Origin of the sequence: Escherichia sp. MOD1-EC7011 (assembly GCF_002965005.1) — a bacterium.
In the GTDB taxonomy this organism is placed as follows: Bacteria; Pseudomonadota; Gammaproteobacteria; order Enterobacterales; family Enterobacteriaceae; genus Escherichia; species Escherichia ruysiae.
Map to the genome: position 1 here is coordinate 97,265 of NZ_PTRD01000007.1, position 22,499 is coordinate 119,763.

The 22,499-nt window shown below is 51.8% G+C and carries 19 protein-coding genes; 8 read left to right on the forward strand and 11 right to left on the reverse strand.

The window, feature by feature from the left end:
• Positions 1–270: 270 nt before the first annotated feature.
• The 3 genes from aceF to pdhR form a co-directional block, all read right to left on the reverse strand.
• The gene (aceF, locus tag A7098_RS02970; RefSeq protein ID WP_105280307.1) at positions 271–2,163 is read right to left on the reverse strand and encodes a pyruvate dehydrogenase complex dihydrolipoyllysine-residue acetyltransferase; all 1,893 of its coding nucleotides are present in this window, start codon (positions 2,161–2,163) and stop codon (positions 271–273) included.
• Between the two features lie 14 nt (positions 2,164–2,177).
• The gene (aceE, locus tag A7098_RS02975) at positions 2,178–4,841 is read right to left on the reverse strand and encodes a pyruvate dehydrogenase (acetyl-transferring), homodimeric type (RefSeq protein WP_000003836.1); all 2,664 of its coding nucleotides are present in this window, start codon (positions 4,839–4,841) and stop codon (positions 2,178–2,180) included.
• A 160-nt stretch (positions 4,842–5,001) separates the two neighbouring features.
• On the reverse strand, positions 5,002–5,766 hold the full coding sequence (gene pdhR, locus A7098_RS02985; RefSeq protein WP_000331776.1) for a pyruvate dehydrogenase complex transcriptional repressor PdhR: 765 nt from the start codon (positions 5,764–5,766) through the stop codon (positions 5,002–5,004).
• Positions 5,767–6,307: 541 nt separating this feature from the next.
• Here pdhR and aroP point away from each other — a divergent pair.
• Positions 6,308–7,681, forward strand: a complete 1,374-nt coding sequence (gene aroP / locus A7098_RS02990; RefSeq protein WP_077629639.1) for an aromatic amino acid transporter AroP — start codon at positions 6,308–6,310, stop codon at positions 7,679–7,681.
• Between the two features lie 42 nt (positions 7,682–7,723).
• Here the strand turns inward: aroP and ampE are convergent, their stop codons facing one another.
• Together ampE and ampD are read right to left on the reverse strand one after the other, a co-directional pair.
• On the reverse strand, positions 7,724–8,578 hold the full coding sequence (gene ampE, locus A7098_RS02995) for a beta-lactamase regulator AmpE (RefSeq protein WP_000171976.1): 855 nt from the start codon (positions 8,576–8,578) through the stop codon (positions 7,724–7,726).
• A complete protein-coding gene (gene ampD / locus A7098_RS03000) occupies positions 8,575–9,126 on the reverse strand; it encodes a 1,6-anhydro-N-acetylmuramyl-L-alanine amidase AmpD (RefSeq protein WP_000923724.1) in 552 nt (183 codons plus the stop codon). Before ampD ends, ampE begins: the two co-directional genes overlap by 4 nt.
• 87 nt (positions 9,127–9,213) lie before the next feature.
• On the opposite strand from ampD, the gene nadC reads away from it, so the two are divergent.
• From nadC to hofC, 4 genes are all read left to right on the forward strand, one after another.
• Positions 9,214–10,107: a carboxylating nicotinate-nucleotide diphosphorylase gene (gene nadC, locus A7098_RS03005; RefSeq protein WP_001135165.1), complete on the forward strand. Its 894-nt coding sequence runs from the start codon at positions 9,214–9,216 to the stop codon at positions 10,105–10,107.
• A 203-nt stretch (positions 10,108–10,310) separates the two neighbouring features.
• Entirely contained in the window at positions 10,311–10,751 is a 441-nt protein-coding gene (gene ppdD / locus A7098_RS03015; protein ID WP_105280308.1) for a prepilin peptidase-dependent pilin, read from the forward strand.
• 9 nt (positions 10,752–10,760) lie between these two features.
• Positions 10,761–12,146 carry a type II secretion system protein GspE gene (gene gspE, locus A7098_RS03020; protein WP_105280309.1) on the forward strand — a complete coding sequence of 462 codons (1,386 nt, stop codon included), beginning with the start codon at positions 10,761–10,763 and terminating at the stop codon, positions 12,144–12,146.
• Positions 12,136–13,338: a protein transport protein HofC gene (gene hofC / locus A7098_RS03025; protein ID WP_032224428.1), complete on the forward strand. Its 1,203-nt coding sequence runs from the start codon at positions 12,136–12,138 to the stop codon at positions 13,336–13,338. The genes gspE and hofC overlap by 11 nt, the downstream gene beginning before the upstream one ends.
• Positions 13,339–13,372: 34 nt before the next feature.
• Here hofC and guaC read toward each other — a convergent pair whose 3' ends face one another.
• Positions 13,373–14,416 carry a GMP reductase gene (gene guaC / locus A7098_RS03030; protein WP_001217338.1) on the reverse strand — a complete coding sequence of 348 codons (1,044 nt, stop codon included), beginning with the start codon at positions 14,414–14,416 and terminating at the stop codon, positions 13,373–13,375.
• A gap of 224 nt (positions 14,417–14,640) precedes the next feature.
• Here guaC and coaE point away from each other — a divergent pair, with 224 nt between their 5' ends.
• From coaE to yacG, 3 genes are read left to right on the forward strand one after another with little or no spacing between them, the layout of a single operon-like run.
• Positions 14,641–15,261, forward strand: a complete 621-nt coding sequence (gene coaE, locus A7098_RS03035; protein WP_001269534.1) for a dephospho-CoA kinase — start codon at positions 14,641–14,643, stop codon at positions 15,259–15,261.
• Complete coding sequence (gene zapD / locus A7098_RS03040; protein ID WP_001194742.1) at positions 15,261–16,004, forward strand: cell division protein ZapD; 744 nt, start codon at positions 15,261–15,263, stop codon at positions 16,002–16,004. Before coaE ends, zapD begins: the two co-directional genes overlap by 1 nt.
• Before the next feature lie 9 nt (positions 16,005–16,013).
• A complete protein-coding gene (gene yacG / locus A7098_RS03045; protein ID WP_105280310.1) occupies positions 16,014–16,211 on the forward strand; it encodes a DNA gyrase inhibitor YacG in 198 nt (65 codons plus the stop codon).
• 100 nt (positions 16,212–16,311) lie between these two features.
• Here the strand turns inward: yacG and mutT are convergent, their stop codons facing one another.
• The 5 genes from mutT to ftsZ form a co-directional block, all read right to left on the reverse strand.
• Positions 16,312–16,701, reverse strand: coding sequence for an 8-oxo-dGTP diphosphatase MutT (mutT, locus tag A7098_RS03050; protein ID WP_032224426.1), 390 nt, complete (start codon positions 16,699–16,701; stop codon positions 16,312–16,314).
• A 59-nt stretch (positions 16,702–16,760) separates the two neighbouring features.
• Positions 16,761–19,466, reverse strand: a complete 2,706-nt coding sequence (gene secA / locus A7098_RS03055) for a preprotein translocase subunit SecA (protein WP_000905801.1) — start codon at positions 19,464–19,466, stop codon at positions 16,761–16,763.
• Positions 19,467–19,527: 61 nt separating this feature from the next.
• Positions 19,528–20,040, reverse strand: a complete 513-nt coding sequence (secM, locus tag A7098_RS03060) for a secA translation cis-regulator SecM (RefSeq protein WP_000014323.1) — start codon at positions 20,038–20,040, stop codon at positions 19,528–19,530.
• Positions 20,041–20,270: 230 nt separating this feature from the next.
• The gene (gene lpxC / locus A7098_RS03065) at positions 20,271–21,188 is read right to left on the reverse strand and encodes a UDP-3-O-acyl-N-acetylglucosamine deacetylase (protein WP_000595482.1); all 918 of its coding nucleotides are present in this window, start codon (positions 21,186–21,188) and stop codon (positions 20,271–20,273) included.
• 100 nt (positions 21,189–21,288) lie between these two features.
• Positions 21,289–22,440: a cell division protein FtsZ gene (gene ftsZ, locus A7098_RS03070; RefSeq protein ID WP_000462777.1), complete on the reverse strand. Its 1,152-nt coding sequence runs from the start codon at positions 22,438–22,440 to the stop codon at positions 21,289–21,291.
• Positions 22,441–22,499 lie beyond the last annotated feature (59 nt).

The following is a 22,499-nucleotide window of genomic DNA, read 5'->3' on the forward strand; positions in this document are numbered from 1 at the left end:
AGCGGCGTTAGCTTCACGCCTTCACCCCAGTCACTTACTTATGTAAGCTCCAGGGGATTCTGGCGCTTGCTACCTTGCTGCACCCAGAAATCCATAGGGTATGTGAAGTAATACCCTAACCACCACCGGGTCGTTCTATCCGTCGGTATTTTACAAAATTGTTAACAATTTTTAAACAACAAACGGCAACCGATTTGTCTATTCGCTAATAATCTCAATACATTCATGAGATTACCAGAAAAAAGCCGGCCGATGGGCCGGCTCTTTTATTTACATCACCAGACGGCGAATGTCAGACAGCGTGTTGTTAATGATGGTAATGAAACGGGCACCATCAGCACCGTCGATCACGCGGTGGTCGAAGGAGAGAGAGATCGGCAGCATCAGACGCGGCACGAACTCTTTACCATTCCACACCGGCTCCATCGCGGACTTGGAAACGCCGAGGATAGCCACTTCCGGCGCGTTCACAATCGGCGCGAAGTGGGTAGTACCCAGGCCGCCGATGCTGGAGATGGTAAAGCAACCGCCCTGCATTTCGCCCGCAGTCAGCTTACCGTCACGCGCTTTCTTAGAAATAGTCATCAGCTCGCGAGACAGCTCGATGATGCCTTTCTTGTTGACGTCTTTGAATACCGGAACAACCAGACCGTTCGGGGTATCCACCGCCACACCGATGTTGATGTATTTCTTCAGGGTCAGACGCTGACCGTCTTCCGACAGCGAACTGTTGAAGCGAGGCATCTGCTCAAGAGCTGCAGCAACGGCTTTCATGATGAAGACAACTGGGGTTATCTTCACATCCAGCTTACGTTTCGCTGCTTCTTCGTTCTGCTGTTTACGGAACGCTTCCAGCTCGGTAATATCGGTTTTGTCGAAGTGAGTAACATGCGGGATCATCACCCAGTTACGGCTCAGGTTAGCACCAGAGATTTTCTGAATGCGGCCCAGTTCCACTTCTTCGATTTCACCAAACTTGCTGAAGTCCACCTTCGGCCACGGCAACATGCCAGGGATACCGCCGCCAGTCACCGCCGGAGCTGCTTCTGCACGTTTGATAGCTTCTTTCACGTAAGCCTGAACGTCTTCGCGCAGGATACGACCTTTACGGCCAGTGCCCTTCACTTTCGCCAGGTTAACGCCAAACTCGCGTGCCAGACGGCGGATCAGCGGAGTCGCGTGAACGTAAGCGTCATTTTCAGCAAATTCAGATTTGCCTTCCGCTTTCGCAGCCGGTGCTGCTGCCGGGGCTTCAGCTTTTGCTGCCGGAGCCGGCGCTGCCGCTTCCTGTTTCGCAGGAGCTGCCGCAGGCGCTGCACCTTCAACTTCGAAGATCATAATCAGCGAGCCAGTTTTCACTTTATCGCCAACGTTGACTTTCAGTTCCTTCACGACGCCCGCGAACGGAGCAGGAACTTCCATAGAGGCTTTGTCGCCTTCTACGGTGATCAGTGACTGTTCAGCGGCAACTTTGTCGCCCACTTTCACCATCACTTCGGTCACTTCAACTTCGTCACCGCCGATATCTGGAACGTTAACTTCTTTCACGCCAGCTGCTGGTGCAGGTGCTGCTGCCGGAGCCGCTTCCTGTTTAGCCGCCGGAGCTGCCGCGCCTGCTTCACCCGCCACTTCGAAGACCATGATCAGCGAGCCGGTAGACACTTTGTCGCCAACGTTCACTTTGATCTCTTTCACGGTGCCTGCAAACGGCGCCGGAACTTCCATAGAAGCCTTGTCGCCTTCAACGGTGATCAGCGACTGTTCAGCTTCAACTTTATCGCCCACTTTCACCAGGATTTCGGTCACTTCGACTTCGTCGCTGCCGATATCCGGAACGTTAACATCTTTTGCCGCCGCTGCCGCTGGTGCTGCTGCCGGAGCGGCTTCTTTCTTCTCTTCTGCCTGAGCAGGTGCAGCGTCAGCTGCACCGTCGGCGGAATCGAAAATCATAATCAGTGCGCCGGTCTGGGTTTTGTCGCCAACAGAGACTTTGATCTCTTTAACGATACCCGCCTGCGGAGACGGTACTTCCATAGAGGCTTTGTCGCCTTCTACGGTGATCAGCGACTGTTCGGCTTCAACTTTGTCGCCCACTTTGACCAGGATCTCGGTGATTTCAACTTCATCAGCCCCGATGTCCGGTACTTTGATTTCGATAGCCATTATTCTTTTACCTCTTACGCCAGACGCGGGTTAACTTTTTCTGCATCGATGTTGAATTTGGCGATTGCGTCAGCAACCACTTTCTTATCGATTTCGCCACGTTTAGCCAGTTCGCCCAGCGCCGCAACCACTACGTAGGAAGCATCAACTTCGAAGTGGTGACGCAGGTTCTCACGGCTGTCGGAACGACCGAAGCCATCAGTACCCAGGACGCGGTAGTCGTCAGCCGGTACGTAAGTACGGACCTGCTCAGCGAACAGTTTCATATAGTCGGTAGATGCCACTGCCGGAGCGTCATTCATCACCTGAGCAATGTACGGAACGCGCGGAGTTTCCAGCGGGTGCAACATGTTCCAGCGTTCACAATCCTGACCATCACGCGCCAGTTCGGTGAAGGAGGTCACGCTATAGACGTCAGAACCTACGCCGTAATCTTTCGCCAGGATCTGTGCTGCTTCACGGACGTGACGCAGAATAGAACCGGAGCCCAGCAGCTGAACTTTACCTTTGCTACCTTCAATGGTTTCGAGTTTGTAGATACCTTTACGGATACCTTCCTCAGCACCTTCCGGCATTGCCGGCATGTGGTAGTTTTCGTTCAGCGTAGTGATGTAGTAGTAAACGTTCTCTTGTTTTTCACCGTACATACGCTCCAGACCGTCATGCATAATGACAGCAACTTCGTAAGCGTAAGCCGGGTCGTAAGAGATACAGTTCGGGATAGTCAGCGACTGAATGTGGCTGTGACCATCTTCGTGCTGCAGACCTTCACCGTTCAGGGTGGTACGACCGGAAGTACCGCCGATCAGGAAGCCACGCGCTTGCTGGTCGCCAGCTGCCCAGCACAGATCGCCGATACGCTGGAAGCCGAACATCGAGTAATAGATGTAGAACGGAATCATCGGCAGATTGTTGGTGCTGTAAGAGGTCGCCGCTGCCAGCCAGGAACAACCTGCGCCCAGCTCGTTGATCCCTTCCTGCAGAATCTGGCCTTTCTCGTCTTCTTTATAGTAAGCAACCTGCTCGCGGTCCTGCGGGGTGTACTGCTGACCGTTCGGGCTGTAAATACCAATCTGACGGAACAGACCTTCCATACCGAAAGTACGCGCTTCGTCGGCGATGATCGGCACCAGACGATCTTTGATCGACTTGTTCTTCAGCATCACGTTCAGGGCACGAACGAAAGCGATAGTGGTAGAAATCTCTTTGCTCTGCTCTTCCAGCAGCGCGCCGAAGTCTTGCAGGCTCGGCAGCTCCAGCTTCTCGGTGAAGTTCGGCTGGCGGCTTGGCAGATAACCGTGCAGTTTCTGACGCTGAGCGTGCAGATAGGTATGCTCTTCAGAACCTTCCGGGAAGGTGATGTACGGCAGTTTTTCGATATCTGCATCAGACACCGGCACATTGAAACGGTCGCGGATGTGACGCACGCCGTCCATGTTCATTTTCTTAACCTGGTGCGCGATGTTTTTGCCTTCAGCCGCGTCGCCCATGCCGTAACCTTTAATGGTATGAGCAAGGATTACAGTCGCTTTGCCTTTGGTTTCCTGCGCTTTCTTGAATGCAGCGTAGATTTTCTTCGGATCGTGACCGCCACGGTTCAGTGCCCAGATCTGCTCGTCAGTCCAGTCTGCAACCAGTGCTGCGGTTTCAGGATATTTACCGAAGAAATGTTCACGAACATACGCACCATCTTTCGATTTGAAGGTCTGGTAGTCGCCGTCAACGGTTTCGTTCATCAGCTGGATCAGTTTACCGCTGGTATCTTTACGCAGTAGTTCATCCCAACGGCTACCCCACATCACTTTGATCACGTTCCAGCCAGCACCTTCGAAGATGCCTTCCAGTTCGTTGATGATCTTGCCGTTACCAGTTACCGGGCCGTCAAGACGCTGCAGGTTACAGTTGATAACGAAGACCAGGTTATCCAGTTTTTCACGGGTAGCGATGGTGATCGCACCTTTGGATTCCGGTTCGTCCATTTCACCGTCGCCGAGGAACGCGTAAACGGTTTGTTTAGAGGTATCTTTCAGGCCACGGTGTTCCAGATATTTCAGGAATTTAGCCTGGTAAATAGCACCAATCGGACCCAGACCCATAGATACGGTCGGGAACTGCCAGAATTCCGGCATCAGTTTCGGGTGCGGATAGGAAGAGAGGCCATTGCCGTGAACTTCCTGACGGAAGTTATCCAGCTGCTCCTGAGTCAGACGACCTTCCAGGAAAGCACGAGCGTAAACGCCCGGGGAGATGTGACCCTGGAAGTAAACCAGGTCGCCGCCATCCTGCTCGTTGCGTGCACGGAAGAAGTGGTTAAAGCACACATCATAAATGGTTGCGGAAGACTGGAAGGATGCCATGTGGCCGCCCAGTTCCAGATCTTTTTTGGATGCACGCAGAACCGTCATGATGGCGTTCCAGCGGATAGCTGAACGAATACGGCGTTCCAGTTCCAGATTACCCGGATACTCCGGTTGTTCTTCAACGGGGATGGTGTTGATGTAGTTGCTGACGCCGGTGCCTGCGGCTACGTTGACTCCGCCTTTGCGGGCTTCAGCAAGCAGTTGGTCGATCAGATACTGAGCACGCTCAACACCTTCTTCACGGATGACCGATTCGATCGCCTGGAGCCAGTCGCGAGTTTCGATCGGATCCACGTCATTTGGGAAACGTTCTGACATGGGTTATTCCTTATCTATCTAATAACGTTGAGTTTTCTGGAACCTGTCCCATTGAACTCTCGCCGGAAAGCTCAATAAGACAGGTTCTACGTTTAGTTGCCGCGCTTTTATATGCGCTTGATTTACAACATCTTCTGGATAATTTTTACCAGAAAAATCACTAATTCTTTCGTTGCTCCAGACGACGCAGAGAACGCTCACGGCGGCTCTCTTCACGGCTTCTGTCGAGCAAAATTTCTTCGATAAAGGCCAGATGGCGATGCGATGCTTCGCGCGCTTCTTCCGGCTTACCGGCCATAATCGCTTCAAATATGCGGGTGCGGTGACTACTCACCAGCGGCAGCATCTCGCGACGCGAATAGAGCAATTCGAAGTTCTGACGGACATTCTGAGCCAACATCGGCTCCATACACCTTAGCAGATGAAGCAAAACCACATTGTGGGCCGCTTCGGTGACGGCAATCTGATACTGGAGTACGGCGTTTGATTCCGCGTCCAGATCGCCAGACTGCTGCGCCAGCTCTATGGCGTGATGGAGTTCACGGATGCGTTCCTTGTCTTCATCGGTACTACGCAGCGCGGCGTAATAAGCGGCAATACCTTCCAGGGCGTGTCGTGTTTCGAGCAAGTCATACTGTGATTCAGGATGGTCGGAGAGCAGCTCCACCAGCGGATCGCTGAAACTTTGCCAGAGGCTGCTCTGGACAAAAGTGCCGCCACCCTGGCGACGAAGCAACAAGCCCTTCGCTTCGAGACGTTGAATCGCCTCACGCAAGGAGGGACGGGAGACGTCGAACTGTTTCGCCAGTTCGCGTTCCGGTGGGAGTTTTTCGCCCGGACGAAGTGTGCCTTCGAGGATCAAAAACTCCAGTTGCTGCTCAATCACATCGGAGAGTTTTGGTTGGCGGATTTTGCTGTAGGCCATGAGTTCCTGTCTTAAGCCACTTGCCGAAGTCAATTGGTCTTACCAATTTCATGTCTGTGACGCTAAAGTAACAAAGTATTCACCTCATGTCCATACAGGTTTTGATTGAAATCATGAAACTGTGCACATTTTAACAACTTGACACACATGACGTTTCAAAGTTGTAACTATGCACAAATGTAGACTTTACGTGAGCAATGGTTTTTTTAACGTTTATTAAACTATAAAAATCCGAATTGAACCGATTCACTTACCAATTTTTCGATTTTTAATGCCATTAAAATGAATTTATATTCATTTATTGCGGTGGGGGTGTTTCGGGGCTTCCCTTTACAAACGATTTCTTTTTAGGCAACTCATCTTCAACCTGGCATAAAGCGAGTGCATTCGCTGCCGTATACCATTATTCTTGATCTGACGGAAGTCCCTTTGTAACAATTCAAACTCCTTTGATGTAAACAAATTAATACAATAAACGGAATTGCAAACTTACACACGCATTACTGCGTAGATCAAAAAAACAATCACCGCACGAGGTTTCATGATGGAAGGTCAACAGCACGGCGAGCAGCTAAAGCGCGGCCTTAAAAACCGCCATATCCAGCTTATCGCGCTGGGTGGCGCGATAGGAACCGGGCTATTCCTGGGAAGCGCCTCCGTAATACAGTCCGCAGGGCCAGGGATTATCCTGGGTTACGCTATTGCCGGTTTTATCGCCTTTCTGATCATGCGTCAGTTAGGTGAAATGGTGGTCGAAGAACCGGTAGCAGGCTCCTTCAGCCACTTTGCTTATAAATACTGGGGCAGCTTTGCTGGTTTCGCCTCTGGCTGGAACTACTGGGTACTGTACGTTTTAGTTGCCATGGCAGAGCTTACTGCCGTCGGCAAATACATTCAGTTCTGGTATCCGGAAATCCCCACCTGGGCTTCGGCCGCCGTATTCTTTGTGGTGATCAACGCCATCAACCTGACCAACGTTAAAGTGTTTGGCGAGATGGAGTTCTGGTTTGCCATTATCAAAGTTATCGCGGTGGTGGCGATGATCATCTTCGGTGGCTGGCTGCTGTTTAGCGGCAACGGTGGCCCGCAGGCGAGCGTTAGCAACCTGTGGGATCAAGGTGGCTTCCTGCCGCACGGCTTCACCGGGCTGGTGATGATGATGGCGATTATCATGTTCTCGTTCGGCGGTCTGGAACTGGTGGGCATCACCGCAGCAGAAGCAGATAACCCGGAGCAAAGTATTCCCAAAGCGACTAACCAGGTTATCTACCGCATCCTGATTTTCTACATTGGTTCCTTAGCCGTTCTGCTCTCGCTGATGCCGTGGACACGCGTTACCGCCGATACCAGTCCATTTGTGCTGATCTTCCACGAGTTGGGCGATACTTTTGTAGCTAACGCCCTGAATATCGTGGTGTTGACGGCGGCGCTTTCGGTTTACAACAGTTGCGTCTACTGCAACAGCCGTATGCTTTTCGGTCTGGCACAACAAGGAAACGCACCGAAAATGCTCGCTTCCGTCGATAAACGCGGCGTACCGGTAAACACCATTCTGGTCTCTGCGTTGGTTACGGCATTGTGCGTACTGATTAACTACCTTGCCCCAGAGTCCGCATTCGGACTGTTAATGGCGCTGGTGGTTTCCGCTCTGGTAATCAACTGGGCGATGATTAGCCTGGCGCATATGAAATTCCGTCGCGCCAAACAAGCACAAGGCGTGGTAACTCGCTTCCCTGCCCTGCTCTATCCACTGGGTAACTGGATCTGCCTGCTGTTTATGGCGGCGGTACTGGTAATTATGCTGATGACGCCGGGAATGGCGATTTCGGTTTACCTGATCCCGGTATGGCTGCTCGTGTTAGGCATCGGTTATCTGTTTAAAGAGAAAACCGCAAAAGCCATAAAAGCGCATTAATCTCTCTACGCCCTCACCCGCGCTGGGTGAGGGCTACAATCTTTACACCAACGCTCCGTAAATCGTCAGTAGCGCAATCACCACCACAACCACGAACGAAGTTTTCTTCGCCATTGAAACCGCTGCTTTCGGCGTCTCCACCTTATCAACATGCGGTTCACGCGCCAGAGAGAACTGCGCCAGACGCGTTAACACCTGATATTGCGAAGTATGGAAATCACCCAGCGAAGCAAACCAGGCAGGTAATGCTTTCTCACCGTGACCGATCAAGGCATATACCACACCCGCAAGACGAACCGGCACCCAATCCAGCACATGAAGCACGGCATCAATGCCGGACTGTAAACGATGATGCGGCGTCTGGTAACGCGCCAGCCAGTATTGCCATGCACGCAAAAACGCATACCCCATCAGCGTAACTGGCCCCCAGGTTCCCCCTACAATCAACCAGAACAGAGGCGCCAGGTAAAAACGGAAATTGATCCACAGCAGTGCATTTTGCAGCTCACGCAAGAACTCACGTTCATCACAACCTGCAGGAACACCGTGAATCATGGTTAATTCGCCAGCCATCGTGGAACGGGCATGGTTATCGTTACGTGAAGCGGCTGTCAGATATGCATGATAATGGAGACGCACTTTACCCGCGCCAATACACAGTAAACCAAGCAACAGCCATACCAGCAGCGTAGGGACGTTGAACAATAACCCATGCAACGCGCGCAACAGCAAAAAAGTCACCCCCATCGCAATAATGGTCATACCTAACGTGCGCCCCAGCGAAAAATGTTTCACCCCCCGAAAGAACGCTTCAAGACGGTGATCAAGCTGCCAGTGCTCGCCCAACTTAAACAGACGCTCAAAAATTAGCACCAGTAAGGTTGTAAATAGCGTCATGTTGTCTCCTTGCTAACCAGCGCACGAAACCGTGCCCAATCAAATGCAGGACCGGGATCGGTTTTCCGCTCCGGCGCAATATCGCAATGCCCCGTCATGTTTTTAGCGATATCTGGATAGCGATCAATCAGCGCCCGCGTAACCGCCGCAAGCTGTTGATACTGCGCATCGGTGTACGCCAGCGTGTCAGTACCTTCCAGCTCAATCCCAATAGAAAAATCATTACAGCGTTCGCGACCTTGATACTGAGAGACTCCCGCGTGCCAGGCGCGTTTATCGAAAGGAACATACTGGACAATTTCACCATCACGGCGAATCAAACAATGAGCGGAAACGCGCAAATGGGCGATCTCAGCAAAGAAAGGATGTGCCTGCGGATCAATAGTTCCAGTGAATAATGCGTCGATCCACGGACCGCCAAACTCGCCTGGCGGCAGGCTAATATTGTGCACCACCAGCAGGGTGGGTGTTTCGTCATCCGGGCGACAATCGTAATGTGGTGAGGGAACGCGGCGCGCGCCGACCAGCCACCCCTGTTCTAACAACATGCAGGATCTCCTTATATGTGGTGCTAATACCCGGTTCAGAGTAGCATGTTTCTACCTTATGATTCGTTAGCTATCTGGAGTTTTAACATGCCGCCTCGCCGCTATAACCCTGACACCCGACGTGACGAGCTGCTGGAACGCATTAATCTCGATATCCCCGGCGCGGTGGCTCAGGCGCTGCGGGAAGATTTAGGCGGAACAGTCGATGCCAACAATGACATTACGGCAAAACTTTTACCGGAAAATTCTCGCTCTCATGCCACGGTGATCACCCGCGAGAATGGCGTATTTTGCGGCAAACGCTGGGTTGAAGAGGTGTTTATTCAGCTGGCAGGCGACGATGTCACCATCATCTGGCATGTCGATGACGGCGATGTCATCAACGCCAATCAACCCTTGTTCGAACTTGAAGGCCCATCCCGCGTGCTGTTAACGGGCGAACGCACTGCGCTCAATTTTGTGCAAACCCTTTCAGGGGTTGCCAGTAAGGTACGCCACTATGTCGAATTACTGGAAGGCACCAACACGCAGTTGTTGGATACGCGCAAAACCTTACCCGGCCTGCGTTCAGCTCTGAAATACGCGGTACTTTGCGGCGGCGGAGCGAATCACCGTCTGGGGCTTTCTGATGCCTTCCTTATCAAAGAAAACCATATTATTGCCTCCGGCTCAGTGCGTCAGGCGGTCGAAAAAGCGTCCTGGTTGCACCCGGATGCGCCAGTAGAAGTCGAAGTAGAAAATCTGGAAGAACTTGATGAAGCCCTGAAAGCAGGTGCCGATATCATCATGCTGGATAACTTCGAAACAGACCAGATGCGCGAAGCCGTCAAACGCACCAACGGCAAGGCGCTACTGGAAGTGTCTGGCAACGTCACCGACAAAACTCTGCGCGAATTTGCCGAAACGGGCGTGGACTTTATCTCCGTCGGTGCGCTAACTAAACACGTACAGGCACTCGACCTTTCAATGCGTTTTCGCTAATTGCTGACAGATTTATCCGCTCCGTAGCGGGCGGATAATCTTCCCTTCCCCCATCTTTCTTCGTAACGCCTCGCAAATTTCTTGTCTTTCACTGCAACGTAATAAAAAACCCCGGAAGCTGCTTTCCCGTTTTGTTTTTTGCCCCTCGCCTGTGCCGATGGCGTTTGCCAAAGTAGCGCCAACGAAATCAAGGAGCAAAACAGATGGACAAGCAACGCGGTTTTACACTTATCGAACTGATGGTGGTTATTGGCATCATTGCCATTTTAAGCGCCATCGGCATTCCCGCTTATCAAAACTACCTGCGCAAAGCCGCACTCACCGACATGCTACAAACCTTTGTGCCTTACCGTACCGCCGTAGAGTTGTGCGCGCTGGAACATGGTGGAATAGATACCTGCGACGGTGGCAGTAATGGCATTCCCTCGCCTACCACCACCCGCTATGTTTCAGCCATGAGTGTGGCAAAGGGCGTGGTGTCGCTGACCGGCCAGGAGAGCCTCAATGGGCTAAGCGTCGTCATGACGCCGGGTTGGGATAACGCAAACGGCGTCACCGGCTGGACGCGCAACTGCAATATTCAAAGTGACAGCGCGTTGCAGCAAGCCTGCGAAGATGTCTTCCGCTTTGATGACGCTAACTAAGGAGCGGCCATGAATATTTCACAGCTCACCGCCCTGTGTCTGCGTTATCAGGGAGTCTTGCTGGATACCAGCGAAGAGGTGGTTCATGTGGCGGTGGTCGATGCACCTTCGCATGAGCTACTGGACGCATTGCATTTCGCTACCACCAAACGCATTGAGATCATCTGCTGGACGCGCCAGCAGATGGAAGGTCACGCCAGTCGCGTACAACAAACGTTGCCCTTAGCCGTTCAGGAGAAGCATCAGCCCAGAGCAGAGTTGCTGACCCAAACGTTACAATCTGCGCTGGAACAACGCGCGTCTGATATTCATATCGAACCAGCAGACAATGGATACCGTATCCGCCTGCGTATCGACGGTGTACTGCATCCTTTGCCGGACATTCCGCTGGATATCGGAGTGGCATTAACCGCCAGATTAAAAGTGCTGGGAAGCCTGGATATTGCGGAACATCGCCTGCCGCAGGACGGGCAATTCACTGTCGAACTGGCAGGGAACGCCGTCTCATTTCGTATTGCGACCTTGCCATGTCGGGGCGGTGAAAAGGTGGTATTACGGTTGTTACAGCAGGTGAACCAGGCGCTGGATGTCAACACGCTGGGAATGCAGCCGTTACAACTGGCGGACTTTGCTCATGCCCTACAGCAACCACAGGGACTGGTGCTGGTAACTGGCCCTACCGGAAGCGGCAAAACGGTCACGCTTTATAGTGCCCTGCAAACGCTGAATACCGCTGATATTAATATTTGTAGCGTCGAAGATCCGGTTGAGATCCCCATCGCCGGGCTAAACCAGACGCAAATACATCCGCGTGCCGGGCTCACCTTTCAGGGCGTTTTGCGTGCGTTATTGCGCCAGGATCCTGACGTCATCATGATCGGAGAGATCCGCGATGGCGAAACGGCAGAAATCGCCATTAAAGCCGCGCAAACGGGTCATCTGGTATTGTCTACGCTACACACTAATTCCACCTGCGAAACGCTGGTGCGTTTACAGCAAATGGGGGTCGCCCGCTGGATGCTCTCGTCGGCGCTCACGCTGGTAATAGCCCAGCGTCTGGTACGCAAACTTTGCCCACATTGTCGCCGGCAGCAAGGGGAGCCTATCCATATTCCCGACAATGTATGGCTATCGCCGCTGCCCCGCTGGCAAGCACCCGGTTGTGAACATTGCTACCTCGGTTTTTATAGTCGCACGGCCTTGTTTGAAGTTTTGCCCATAACACCGATTATACGTCAGCTTATTGCCGCTAATACCGACGTTGAATCGCTGGAAACGCACGCCCGACAGGCGGGAATGCGCACGCTTTTTGAAAACGGCTGCCTGGCCGTGGAGCAAGGCTTAACCACCTTTGAAGAGTTAATCCGCGTATTGGGGATGCCGCATGGCGAGTAAGCAACTCTGGCGCTGGCATGGCATAACCGGCGACGGCAATACGCAAGATGGGATGCTATGGGCAGAGAGCCGTGCTTTGCTGCTTATGGCACTACAGCAACAGATGGTTACCCCACTAAGCCTGAAGCGAATCGCCATCAATTCTGCGCAGTGGAGAGGAGATAAAAGCGCGGAAGTCATTCATCAACTGGCGACGCTACTCAAAGCCGGGTTGACGCTTTCTGAAGGGCTGGCACTGTTGGCGGAACAGCATCCCAGTAAGCAATGGCAAGTGTTGCTGCAATCACTGGCGCACGATCTCGAGCAGGGCGTTACCTTTTCCAATGCTTTATTACCCTGGTCAGAGGTATTTCCACCACTCTACCAGGCGATGATCCGCACGGGTGAACTGACCGGTAAGCTGGATGAATGCTGTTTTGAACTGGCTCGTCAGCAAAAAGCCCAGCGTCAGCTGGCCGACAAAGTGAAATCAGCATTGCGTTATCCCATCATCATCTTAGCGATGGCAATCATGGTGGTTGTGGCAATGCTGCATTTTGTTCTGCCGGAGTTTGCCGCTATCTATAGGACCTTTAATACCCCGTTACCGGCGCTAACGCAGGGGATCATGACGCTGGCAGATTTTAGTGGTGAATGGGGCTGGCTGCTGGTGTTGTTCGGCTTTCTGCTGGCAATAGCTAATAAGTTGCTGATACGCCGCCCGACCTGGCTTATCACGCGGCAGAAGTTGCTGTTACGCATCCCGATTATGGGTTCCCTGATGCGGGGACAAAAACTCACGCAGATTTTTACGATTCTGGCGCTGACACAAAGTGCAGGGATTACTTTTTTACAAGGGATTGAGAGCGTCAGAGAAACAATGCGCTGCCCGTACTGGGCGCAACTTCTGACACAAATCCAGCACGATATCAGTAACGGTCAGCCTATCTGGCTGGCGCTAAAAAATGCCGGTGAGTTTAGCCCACTCTGTTTGCAATTAGTGAGAACAGGAGAGGCATCCGGCTCGCTGGATCTCATGTTAGATAACCTCGCTCACCATCATCGGGATAACACGCTGGCGCTGGCAGATAATCTTGCAGCCTTACTGGAACCGGCGTTGCTGGTTATTACAGGAGGAATTATCGGTACACTGGTGGTGGCAATGTATCTGCCAATTTTCCATTTAGGCGATGCGATGAGTGGGATGGGATAACGCTGGCGTGGTGATCCACGCCAGCATTGGGAGATTACAGGTTATTGAAGATGCGGTTTTCTTGTTCCTGCACACGGATAAACGTGGTGCGCTTGGTCAGCTCTTTCAGGCGTGAAGCCCCAACGTATGTACAAGCTGAACGCAGACCGCCTAAAATATCACGTGCGGTATTTTCAACCGGACCACGCAGCGGCAGCTTAACGGTTTTACCTTCTGCAGCGCGATATTCCGCAACGCCGCCAACGTGGCGTTTCATCGCAGACTCGGAGCTCATGCCGTAGAACAGCATAAATTTCTCGCCGTTCTCTTCAACAATGCGACCACCGCTCTCTTCGTGGCCTGCCAGCATACCACCGAGCATCACGAAATCAGCTCCGCCGCCAAAGGCTTTCGCGACATCGCCCGGTGTGGTGCAGCCACCATCGCTGACGATCATCCCGCCCAGACCGTGCGCGGCATCGGCACATTCGATTACCGCAGAAAGTTGCGGATAACCGACGCCTGTTTTGACGCGAGTTGTACAGACAGAACCTGGGCCAATACCAACTTTAACGATATCAGCACCGGAGAGGATAAGCTCCTCACACATTTCACCAGTCACTACGTTGCCAGCACAAATGGTTTTGGTCGGCCACGCTTCACGCGCTTTCGCAACGAACTGCACGAAGTGTTCGGAATAACCATTTGCCACATCAATACAAACGAAGTTTAATGCCGGGTTCAGGTCGAGAATTTGTTTGGTTTTTTCGAAATCCGCATCAGACGTGCCGGTAGAAACCATCACATGTTTCAGCACATCAGCGGAAGAATTGTTGATAAACGCTTGCCACTCTTCGACAGAATAGTGTTTATGCACAGCAGTCAGAATATCAAAAGAAGCCAGCGCAGAGGCCATGGAAAAAGTGCCTACGGTGTCCATATTCGCGGCGATAATCGGCACGCCGGACCAGCTCTGCCCTGAATGTTTGAAGGTGAATTGACGTTCCAGTTCAACATCGGAACGACTTTTAAGAGTAGAACGTTTAGGGCGGATGAGGACGTCTTTAAAACCTAACTTCAGATCTTCTTCAATACGCATGTGCGGATTCCTGGGGTTAATGGCTATAAGGATAAGAGCGCAACTCCAGTGACGCTATCATACGCACTAATCGATGTGGCGCAAGACTGCGAAATTGTCTTTTTTTACGCTACAATCCCATAAATTTACCTGGTAAATAATGAGCGAATGTTCCATCAATTTCGCTTTTGTACGCTCATTTTTAACATTTTGATAATCATGATGAATTCCCGGGAATATAAATTATGAGGTATATAGTTGCCTTAACGGGAGGCATTGGCAGTGGCAAGAGTACCGTTGCAAATGCGTTTGCAGACCTCGGAATTAACGTCATTGATGCCGATATTATTGCGCGTCAGGTGGTTGAACCAGGTGCACCTGCGCTACGTGCCATTGCTGAACACTTTGGCGCTGACATGATTGCTGCTGATGGGTCATTGCAGCGCAGGGTCTTGCGCGAGCGGATCTTCGCTAACCCGGAAGAGAAAAACTGGCTTAACGCCCTGCTGCATCCGCTGATTCAGCAGGAGACGCAACGTCAGATCCAGCAGGCAACTTCTCCCTATATACTGTGGGTTGTGCCATTGCTGGTAGAAAATTCACTGTATAAAAAAGCGAATCGTGTGCTGGTGGTGGATGTCAGCCCAGAAACGCAACTTAAGCGCACCATGCAGCGCGATGATGTTACTCGCGAGCATGTCGAACAAATTCTTGCTGCCCAGGCAACGCGCGAAGCCCGTCTTGCCGTGGCAGATGACGTCATTGATAATAACGGCGCACCGGATGCTATTGCATCGGATGTTGCCCGCCTGCACGCACACTATTTGCAGCTTGCGTCGCAGTTTGTCTCACAGGAAAAACCGTAATGCAGACCCAGGTCCTTTTTGAACATCCACTAAATGAAAAAATGCGTACATGGCTGCGCATTGAGTTTTTAATTCAACAACTCACCGTAAATTTACCCATCGTTGACTACGCTGGCGCCCTGCATTTCTTCCGTAATGTCAGCGAATTGCTGGATGTTTTCGAGCGCGGAGAAGTGCGCACTGAGCTGTTGAAAGAGCTTGACCGCCAGCAACGTAAACTCCAGACCTGGATTGGCGTGCCAGGCGTTGATCAGAGCCGTATTGAAGCATTAATTCAGCAGTTAAAAACAGCGGGTAGCGTGTTGATTTCCGCGCCGCGTATCGGGCAATTTCTACGTGAAGACAGGCTGATTGCCTTAGTGCGTCAGCGTCTGAGCATCCCTGGCGGCTGTTGTAGCTTTGATTTGCCCACTTTGCATATCTGGCTGCATTTACCCCAGTCACAACGCGACAGCCAGGTAGAAACCTGGATTGCCAGCCTGAACCCGCTCACCCAGGCACTTACCATGGTGCTTGATTTAATTCGCCAGTCTGCCCCCTTCCGCAAACAAACCAGCCTGAATGGTTTTTATCAGGATAACGGTGACGATGCCGATTTGCTGCGCCTGAATCTGGCGCTCGATTCACAGCTTTATCCGCAAATTTCCGGTCATAAAAGCCGTTTTGCGATTCGTTTTATGCCACTGGACAGTGAAAATGGACAAGTACCGGAACGTCTGGATTTCGAACTGGCCTGTTGCTAAGGAGTAAAAATGTCAGAAACTATTACGGTGAATTGCCCTACCTGCGGGAAAACGGTGGTTTGGGGTGAAGTCAGCCCGTTTCGGCCATTTTGTTGCAAACGTTGTCAACTGATCGACCTCGGAGAATGGGCTGCTGAAGAAAAACGAATCCCCAGCAGCGGTGATCTTACTGAGAGTGATGACTGGAGCGAAGAGCCAAAGCAGTGACATTTTGTCTGATGCCGCACGTAGGCCTGATTAGACGCGGTCAGCGTCGCATCAGGCATCTTGCGCAAATGTCGGATGCGGCGTAAACGCCTTGTCCGACCTACAGACGCTTAAGCTTCGCAATTACCGGTTCATTGGCTGGCGGAAAATCATCTGCATTGAGGCTGGCCAGCGTCATCCACTCTCCGGGCTGCCCTTCTTTACCCCACGGCTCCCCTTCCCAGCTTTCGACCAGCCAGAACCACAGTGTTATATGCCTGTCCGGGAATTCATATTCCAGCTTTTCAAATAGATAAAAATGTTGCGGGGTAATCCCGACTTCTTCCTGAAGTTCACGCACCACCGCTCGTTCCGGTGTTTCGCCCATTTCAATTTTACCGCCTGGAAACTCCAGTTTATTCGCCATGTGCGCATCTGCGGCACGACGAGTAATAAAAATTTCATTGTTCTCGTTGCGAATAATACCCACCGCAATTTGCAGTTTTTTCATTGTCTTAAACCTATAAAAAAGGCGCAGAATCCTGCGCCTTTTATTTCAACAGTTAGCTTTTATTGCAGGCGACCATGGCACTGCTTGTATTTTTTACCAGAACCGCACGGGCAAGGATCGTTACGTCCTACTTTGCGCTCACCGGTTTGCGCCGCCAGTGCCGCTGCGGCTGCAGAGTCGTCATCCTGATGGCTAAGCTGCTGCATTTGCGCTAAACGCTCGGCTTCCATACGACGCTGTTGTTCCAGCTCCTCAACCTCTTCAGGCATACGTACCTGGACTTTGCTCAGCGTGCTGATAACTTCATATTTCAACGACTCCAGCATCGCTGCAAACATGGAGAACGATTCACGTTTGTATTCCTGCTTCGGATCTTTCTGTGCATAGCCACGCAGGTGGATACCCTGACGCAGATAGTCCATCGCTGCCAGGTGCTCTTTCCACAGGGAGTCAAGCGTTTGCAGCATGACGCCTTTCTCGAAGTGACGCATCATCTCAGCACCAACCACTTCTTCTTTACGCTGATACACTTCGATGGACTGCGCCAGAATACGCTCACGCAGCGTCTCTTCATGCAGTTCAGGCTCTTTGTCCAGCCACTCGGCAATCGGCAAATCGAGGTCGAAATCGTTTTTCAGACGTTCCTGCAGACCCGGAATATCCCACATTTCTTCCAGTGACTGTGGCGGAATGTAGGCATCGATGGTCGCTTTGAACACATCTTCACGAATGCTGTTGATGGTTTCGCTCACATCGCTAACATCCAGCAGTTCGTTACGCTGGGAGTAAATGGCGCGACGCTGGTCGTTAGCCACGTCATCATATTCCAGCAGTTGCTTACGAATATCGAAGTTACGGCTTTCAACTTTACGCTGGGCGTTGGCAATCGCTTTGGTCACCCACGGGTGCTCAATGGCTTCGCCTGGTTTCATACCCAGTTTACGCATCATGCCGGATACTCGGTCGGAAGCAAAAATACGCATCAGCGCATCTTCCATCGACAGGTAGAAACGGGAAGAACCAGCATCCCCCTGACGACCAGAACGACCGCGCAACTGATTATCGATACGACGAGATTCGTGACGTTCGGTGCCGATGATATGCAGGCCACCTGCTGCCAGTACCGCATCGTGACGTACCTGCCAGTCGGCTTTAATTTTTTCAATTTGCTCTGCGGTCGGATTTTCCAGCGCGGCAACTTCTGCCTGCCAGCTACCACCAAGCACAATGTCAGTACCACGACCCGCCATGTTGGTCGCGATGGTCACCGCTGCCGGATAACCTGCCTGAGCAACAATCGCCGCTTCGTTGGCGTGGAATTTGGCGTTGAGGACGTTGTGTTTGATACCGGCTTTGGTCAGCTCATTTGACACCAGCTCCGATTTTTCGATGGAGATAGTACCCACCAGCACCGGCTGACCTTTCGCAGTACGTTCTTTGATATCTTCAATGATCGCCTGAATTTTTTCTGCTTCGGTCATGTAGACCAGGTCTGGCAAATCTTTACGAATCATCGGACGGTTGGTCGGAACGACTACGGTATCCAGCTTGTAAATTGAGCTGAATTCGAATGCTTCGGTATCAGCAGTACCGGTCATCCCCGCCAGTTTTTCATACAGACGGAAGTAGTTCTGGAAGGTGATAGAAGCCAGCGTCTGGTTTTCGTTCTGGATCTGCACACCTTCTTTAGCTTCAACAGCCTGGTGCAGACCATCGGACCAGCGACGCCCCTGCATGGTACGACCGGTGTGTTCGTCAACGATGATAACTTCGCCATCTTTAACGATGTAATCGACGTCGCGAGTAAACAGCGCATGAGCGCGCAGCGCCGCCGTTACGTGATGCATCAGCATGATGTTGGCCGGAGAGTACAGCGACTCCCCTTCATCCATGATGCCTTCTTTCACCAGCAGTTCTTCAATCAGCACCAGACCACGTTCGGTCAGGTTCACCTGGCGAGATTTTTCATCAACAGAGAAGTGGCCTTCGCCCTGGAAGGTTTCGGAGTCTTCTTTTTCCTGACGGATCAGGTGCGGAATAATTTTGTTCACTCGCTTATACATTTCCGAGCTGTCTTCAGCCGGGCCGGAAATAATTAGCGGTGTACGCGCTTCATCGATCAGGATGGAGTCCACTTCGTCCACCAGCGCATAGTGCAGTTTACGCTGTACACGTTCTTCAGGGCTGAACGCCATGTTGTCGCGCAGGTAGTCAAAGCCGTATTCATTGTTCGTACCGTAAGTGATGTCAGCCGCGTAAGCCTCACGCTTTGCCGGCGCAGGCATTCCCGGCAGGTTGACGCCGACGGTCAGGCCGAGAAATTCAAACAGCGGACGGTTGTTTTCGGCGTCACGTTGCGCCAGGTAGTCGTTGACGGTAACAACGTGCACACCTTTACCGGTTAATGCGTTCAGGTAAGCAGGCAGCGTTGCGGTCAGAGTTTTACCTTCGCCAGTACGCATTTCCGCGATGCAACGTTCATTAAGAACCATACCGCCGAGCAACTGTACATCGAAGTGACGCATACCAAAGACGCGCTTACTTGCTTCACGCACGACGGCGAAGGCTTCCGGGATCAGATTTTCCAGCACTTCGCCTTTTTCCAGGCGCGCGCGGAACTCTGCGGTTTTCCCTTTCAGTTCTTCGTCGGAGAGTTTTTCCATCTCCGGTTCCATGGCATTGATGATGTTCACCACTTTGCGCATCCGGCGCAGGGTACGATCGTTACGGCTACCGAAAACTTTAGTTAATAATTTGATTAGCATAATAAAATCTCAAACGCCCCGCGTTGCGGAGTTAATAAAATGAAATAAAGGTTTATTGTTGTTAGCTGAGGCGTTGAGGGCCAGCACGGATGCCTTGCGCCAGGCTTATCCAGACGGGCGTGCTGAATGTTGCTTGTGGGGTAAAATGCGCATAATCAATGCGATAATCATTTTCAGACGGCGTGCCTTCCTGGGTCAGCAGCGCGCTGAGCGTATCCAGTAAAGCAAGATGCTGCGCCTGAAGAGGCAAAGATTCTTCGGCAACGGGCAGCGTTTGCGGTGCCATTGCGAAGGAAAGATGACGGATTACCGTGCGAATTGCGTGCTGATGCCAGTAATCAACAGAATAGTTTGAGTTCGGGCGGCGCGTGTTCGCTTCCAGCAAGGCCAACTGACCAAAGTTAACTTTGGCGGAAGGCTCGTGGTTGCGGGTTGTCGCTTTTGCGGGCGCATTTGGTTCGGCGGCGTTGCTGAGCGCAGGCAGACCTAAACTCGCCGCGACCATCCCTAACAAGAGATGCGGCCAGAAGTAGCGTTTACCAAACTGTCGCCAGCGCGTCAGTATTCCACTCACGTTATTGCCATCCCGATCGTATTCAAACGTTTTTAGCGCACAAATCTTACCATTAAAGCCTGAAGTCCACAGCAGGAATGAAGATAAGTTGTACGTAAAAGTGCTTAAGAAAACAGCGTTCGCACCGTTTCTTACGGCTCTGATAAAAGCTCAAAAAAAACGACTGGTTCACCTGGCCGGAGAGAGTGCCAGATTTGCCAGTCGAATTTTATACGACAGTATAAATGTCGTTATGCCAGTACGGCTGAAGGCGCTTTGAAGGCCAACGGCAGTTCTGCGTCGTCCTGGAAGGTCACATATTCCCAGGCTTCCTGTTTTGCCAGGACAGCCTGCAACAATTTGTTATTCAGTGCATGACCGGATTTATAAGCGGTAAATGCACCAATAATGTTGTGACCACACATGAACAAGTCACCGATCGCATCGAGCATTTTGTGACGAACAAATTCGTCTTCAAAACGCAGGCCGTCTTCGTTCAGTACGCGATAATCGTCAACAACGATGGCACAATCGAAACTGCCGCCCAGGCACAAACCACGAGACTGCAGGTATTCGATATCACGCATGAAACCGAACGTACGCGCACGGCTGATCTGGCGCATAAACGCATCAGCAGAGAAGTTCATCGCATAACGTTGATTGCTGGAATCGATAGCCGGATGGTTGAAATCGATGGTGAAATCCAGCGAAAAACCATTGTATGGCTTAAATTCAGCCCACTTATCGCCATCTTCGACACGAACAGTCTCTTTGATGCGAACAAATTTCTTGGCGCAGTTCAGCTCGTCAATACCCGCATCAAGCAGCAGGTAAACAAACGGAGCGGCACTACCGTCCATGATCGGGATTTCCGGTGCGTTAACTTCGATAACAATGTTATCGATGCCTAAGCCCGCGAGCGCAGCATTCAGGTGCTCAACGGTTGAAATCCGTACATCATGCTCGTTGACCAGACACGTACAGAGCATGGTATCACGCACAGATTTGGCATCGGCCGGAAAATCTACCGGTGGATTCAAGTCGGTGCGACGATAGATGACCCCGGTGTTGGCCGGCGCAGGGCGTAACGTCAGAGTGACTTTCTTGCCGGTATGTAAACCGACACCCGTCGCCTGAACGATACGTTTAAGTGTCCTTTGTTTGATCATCGTATTATCTCGCCAAATTACCTATCCAACCGAAGTGTACTATACATTCGGCAGGCCAGTTTAGCACAAAGAGCCTGGTAACCCAAATTCCAGCTTAATCTTAGTCAGCTTGCTTACGCAGGAAAGCTGGGATATCCAGATAATCCGGCTCTTTCGCAGTTTGCGGCGTATTGTCGTTCACCACTTTAGCTACCGGTTTCTGCTCTTGCGTCAGCGGTGCCATACCGTGCTGCTGGTAACGATCCATCACCGGCTGCTGAACTTGTTTATTGGTCACCAGAGTGATTTCAGGACGTTTGTCCATGCCGATACCTGTTGCAACCACGGTTACACGCAGTTCGTCGTTCATATCCGGGTCAAGAGAAGTACCGATAACCACAGTTGCGTTATCCGAAGCAAATGCACGGATGGTGTTACCTACGGTTTCGAACTCATCCAGACGCAAGTCGAAGCCCGCCGTGATGTTAACCAGCACGCCGCGCGCACCAGACAGGTCGATGTCTTCCAGCAATGGAGAAGAGATAGCCATTTCAGCCGCTTCTTCCGCACGATCTTCACCGCTCGCCACGCCAGAACCCATCATTGCGTAGCCCATTTCAGACATCACGGTACGTACGTCTGCAAAGTCCACGTTCATCAGACCCGGACGAGTAATCAGTTCGGCGATACCCTGAACTGCGCCTTTCAGCACATCGTTCGCGGCGCCAAACGCATCAAGCAGGGAGATACCGCGACCCAGCACTTTCAGCAGTTTGTCGTTCGGGATGGTGATCAATGAGTCCACATGCTTGGACAATTCAGTGATCCCCTGCTCCGCGAAGGCCATACGCTTCTTGCCTTCAAAGTTGAAAGGCTTAGTCACGACAGCAACGGTCAGGATACCCAAATCTTTTGCCACTTCAGCAACGACCGGCGCAGCACCTGTACCAGTACCACCACCCATACCTGCTGCAATAAATACCATGTCTGCACCTTCCAGCGCCGCACGTAGTGCATCGCGATCCTCATCAGCCGCATTACGGCCAACTTCTGGATTAGCGCCAGCGCCCAGTCCTTTGGTGATACCACTACCGATCTGAATCGTCTGCCCAACCGCCGTTTTACGCAGCGCCTGTGCATCGGTATTTACCGCGAAAAATTCAACACCTTCAATGCGCTCACGCACCATGTGCTCAACAGCATTACCGCCGCCGCCGCCGACGCCGATGACTTTAATCACCGCGTCGTTGGTAAGTTCCATTGGTTCAAACATAGTTTCTCTCCGATATGTGCCTGTCGCCTGAGGCCGTAATCACCGTCGACCTCATAAAA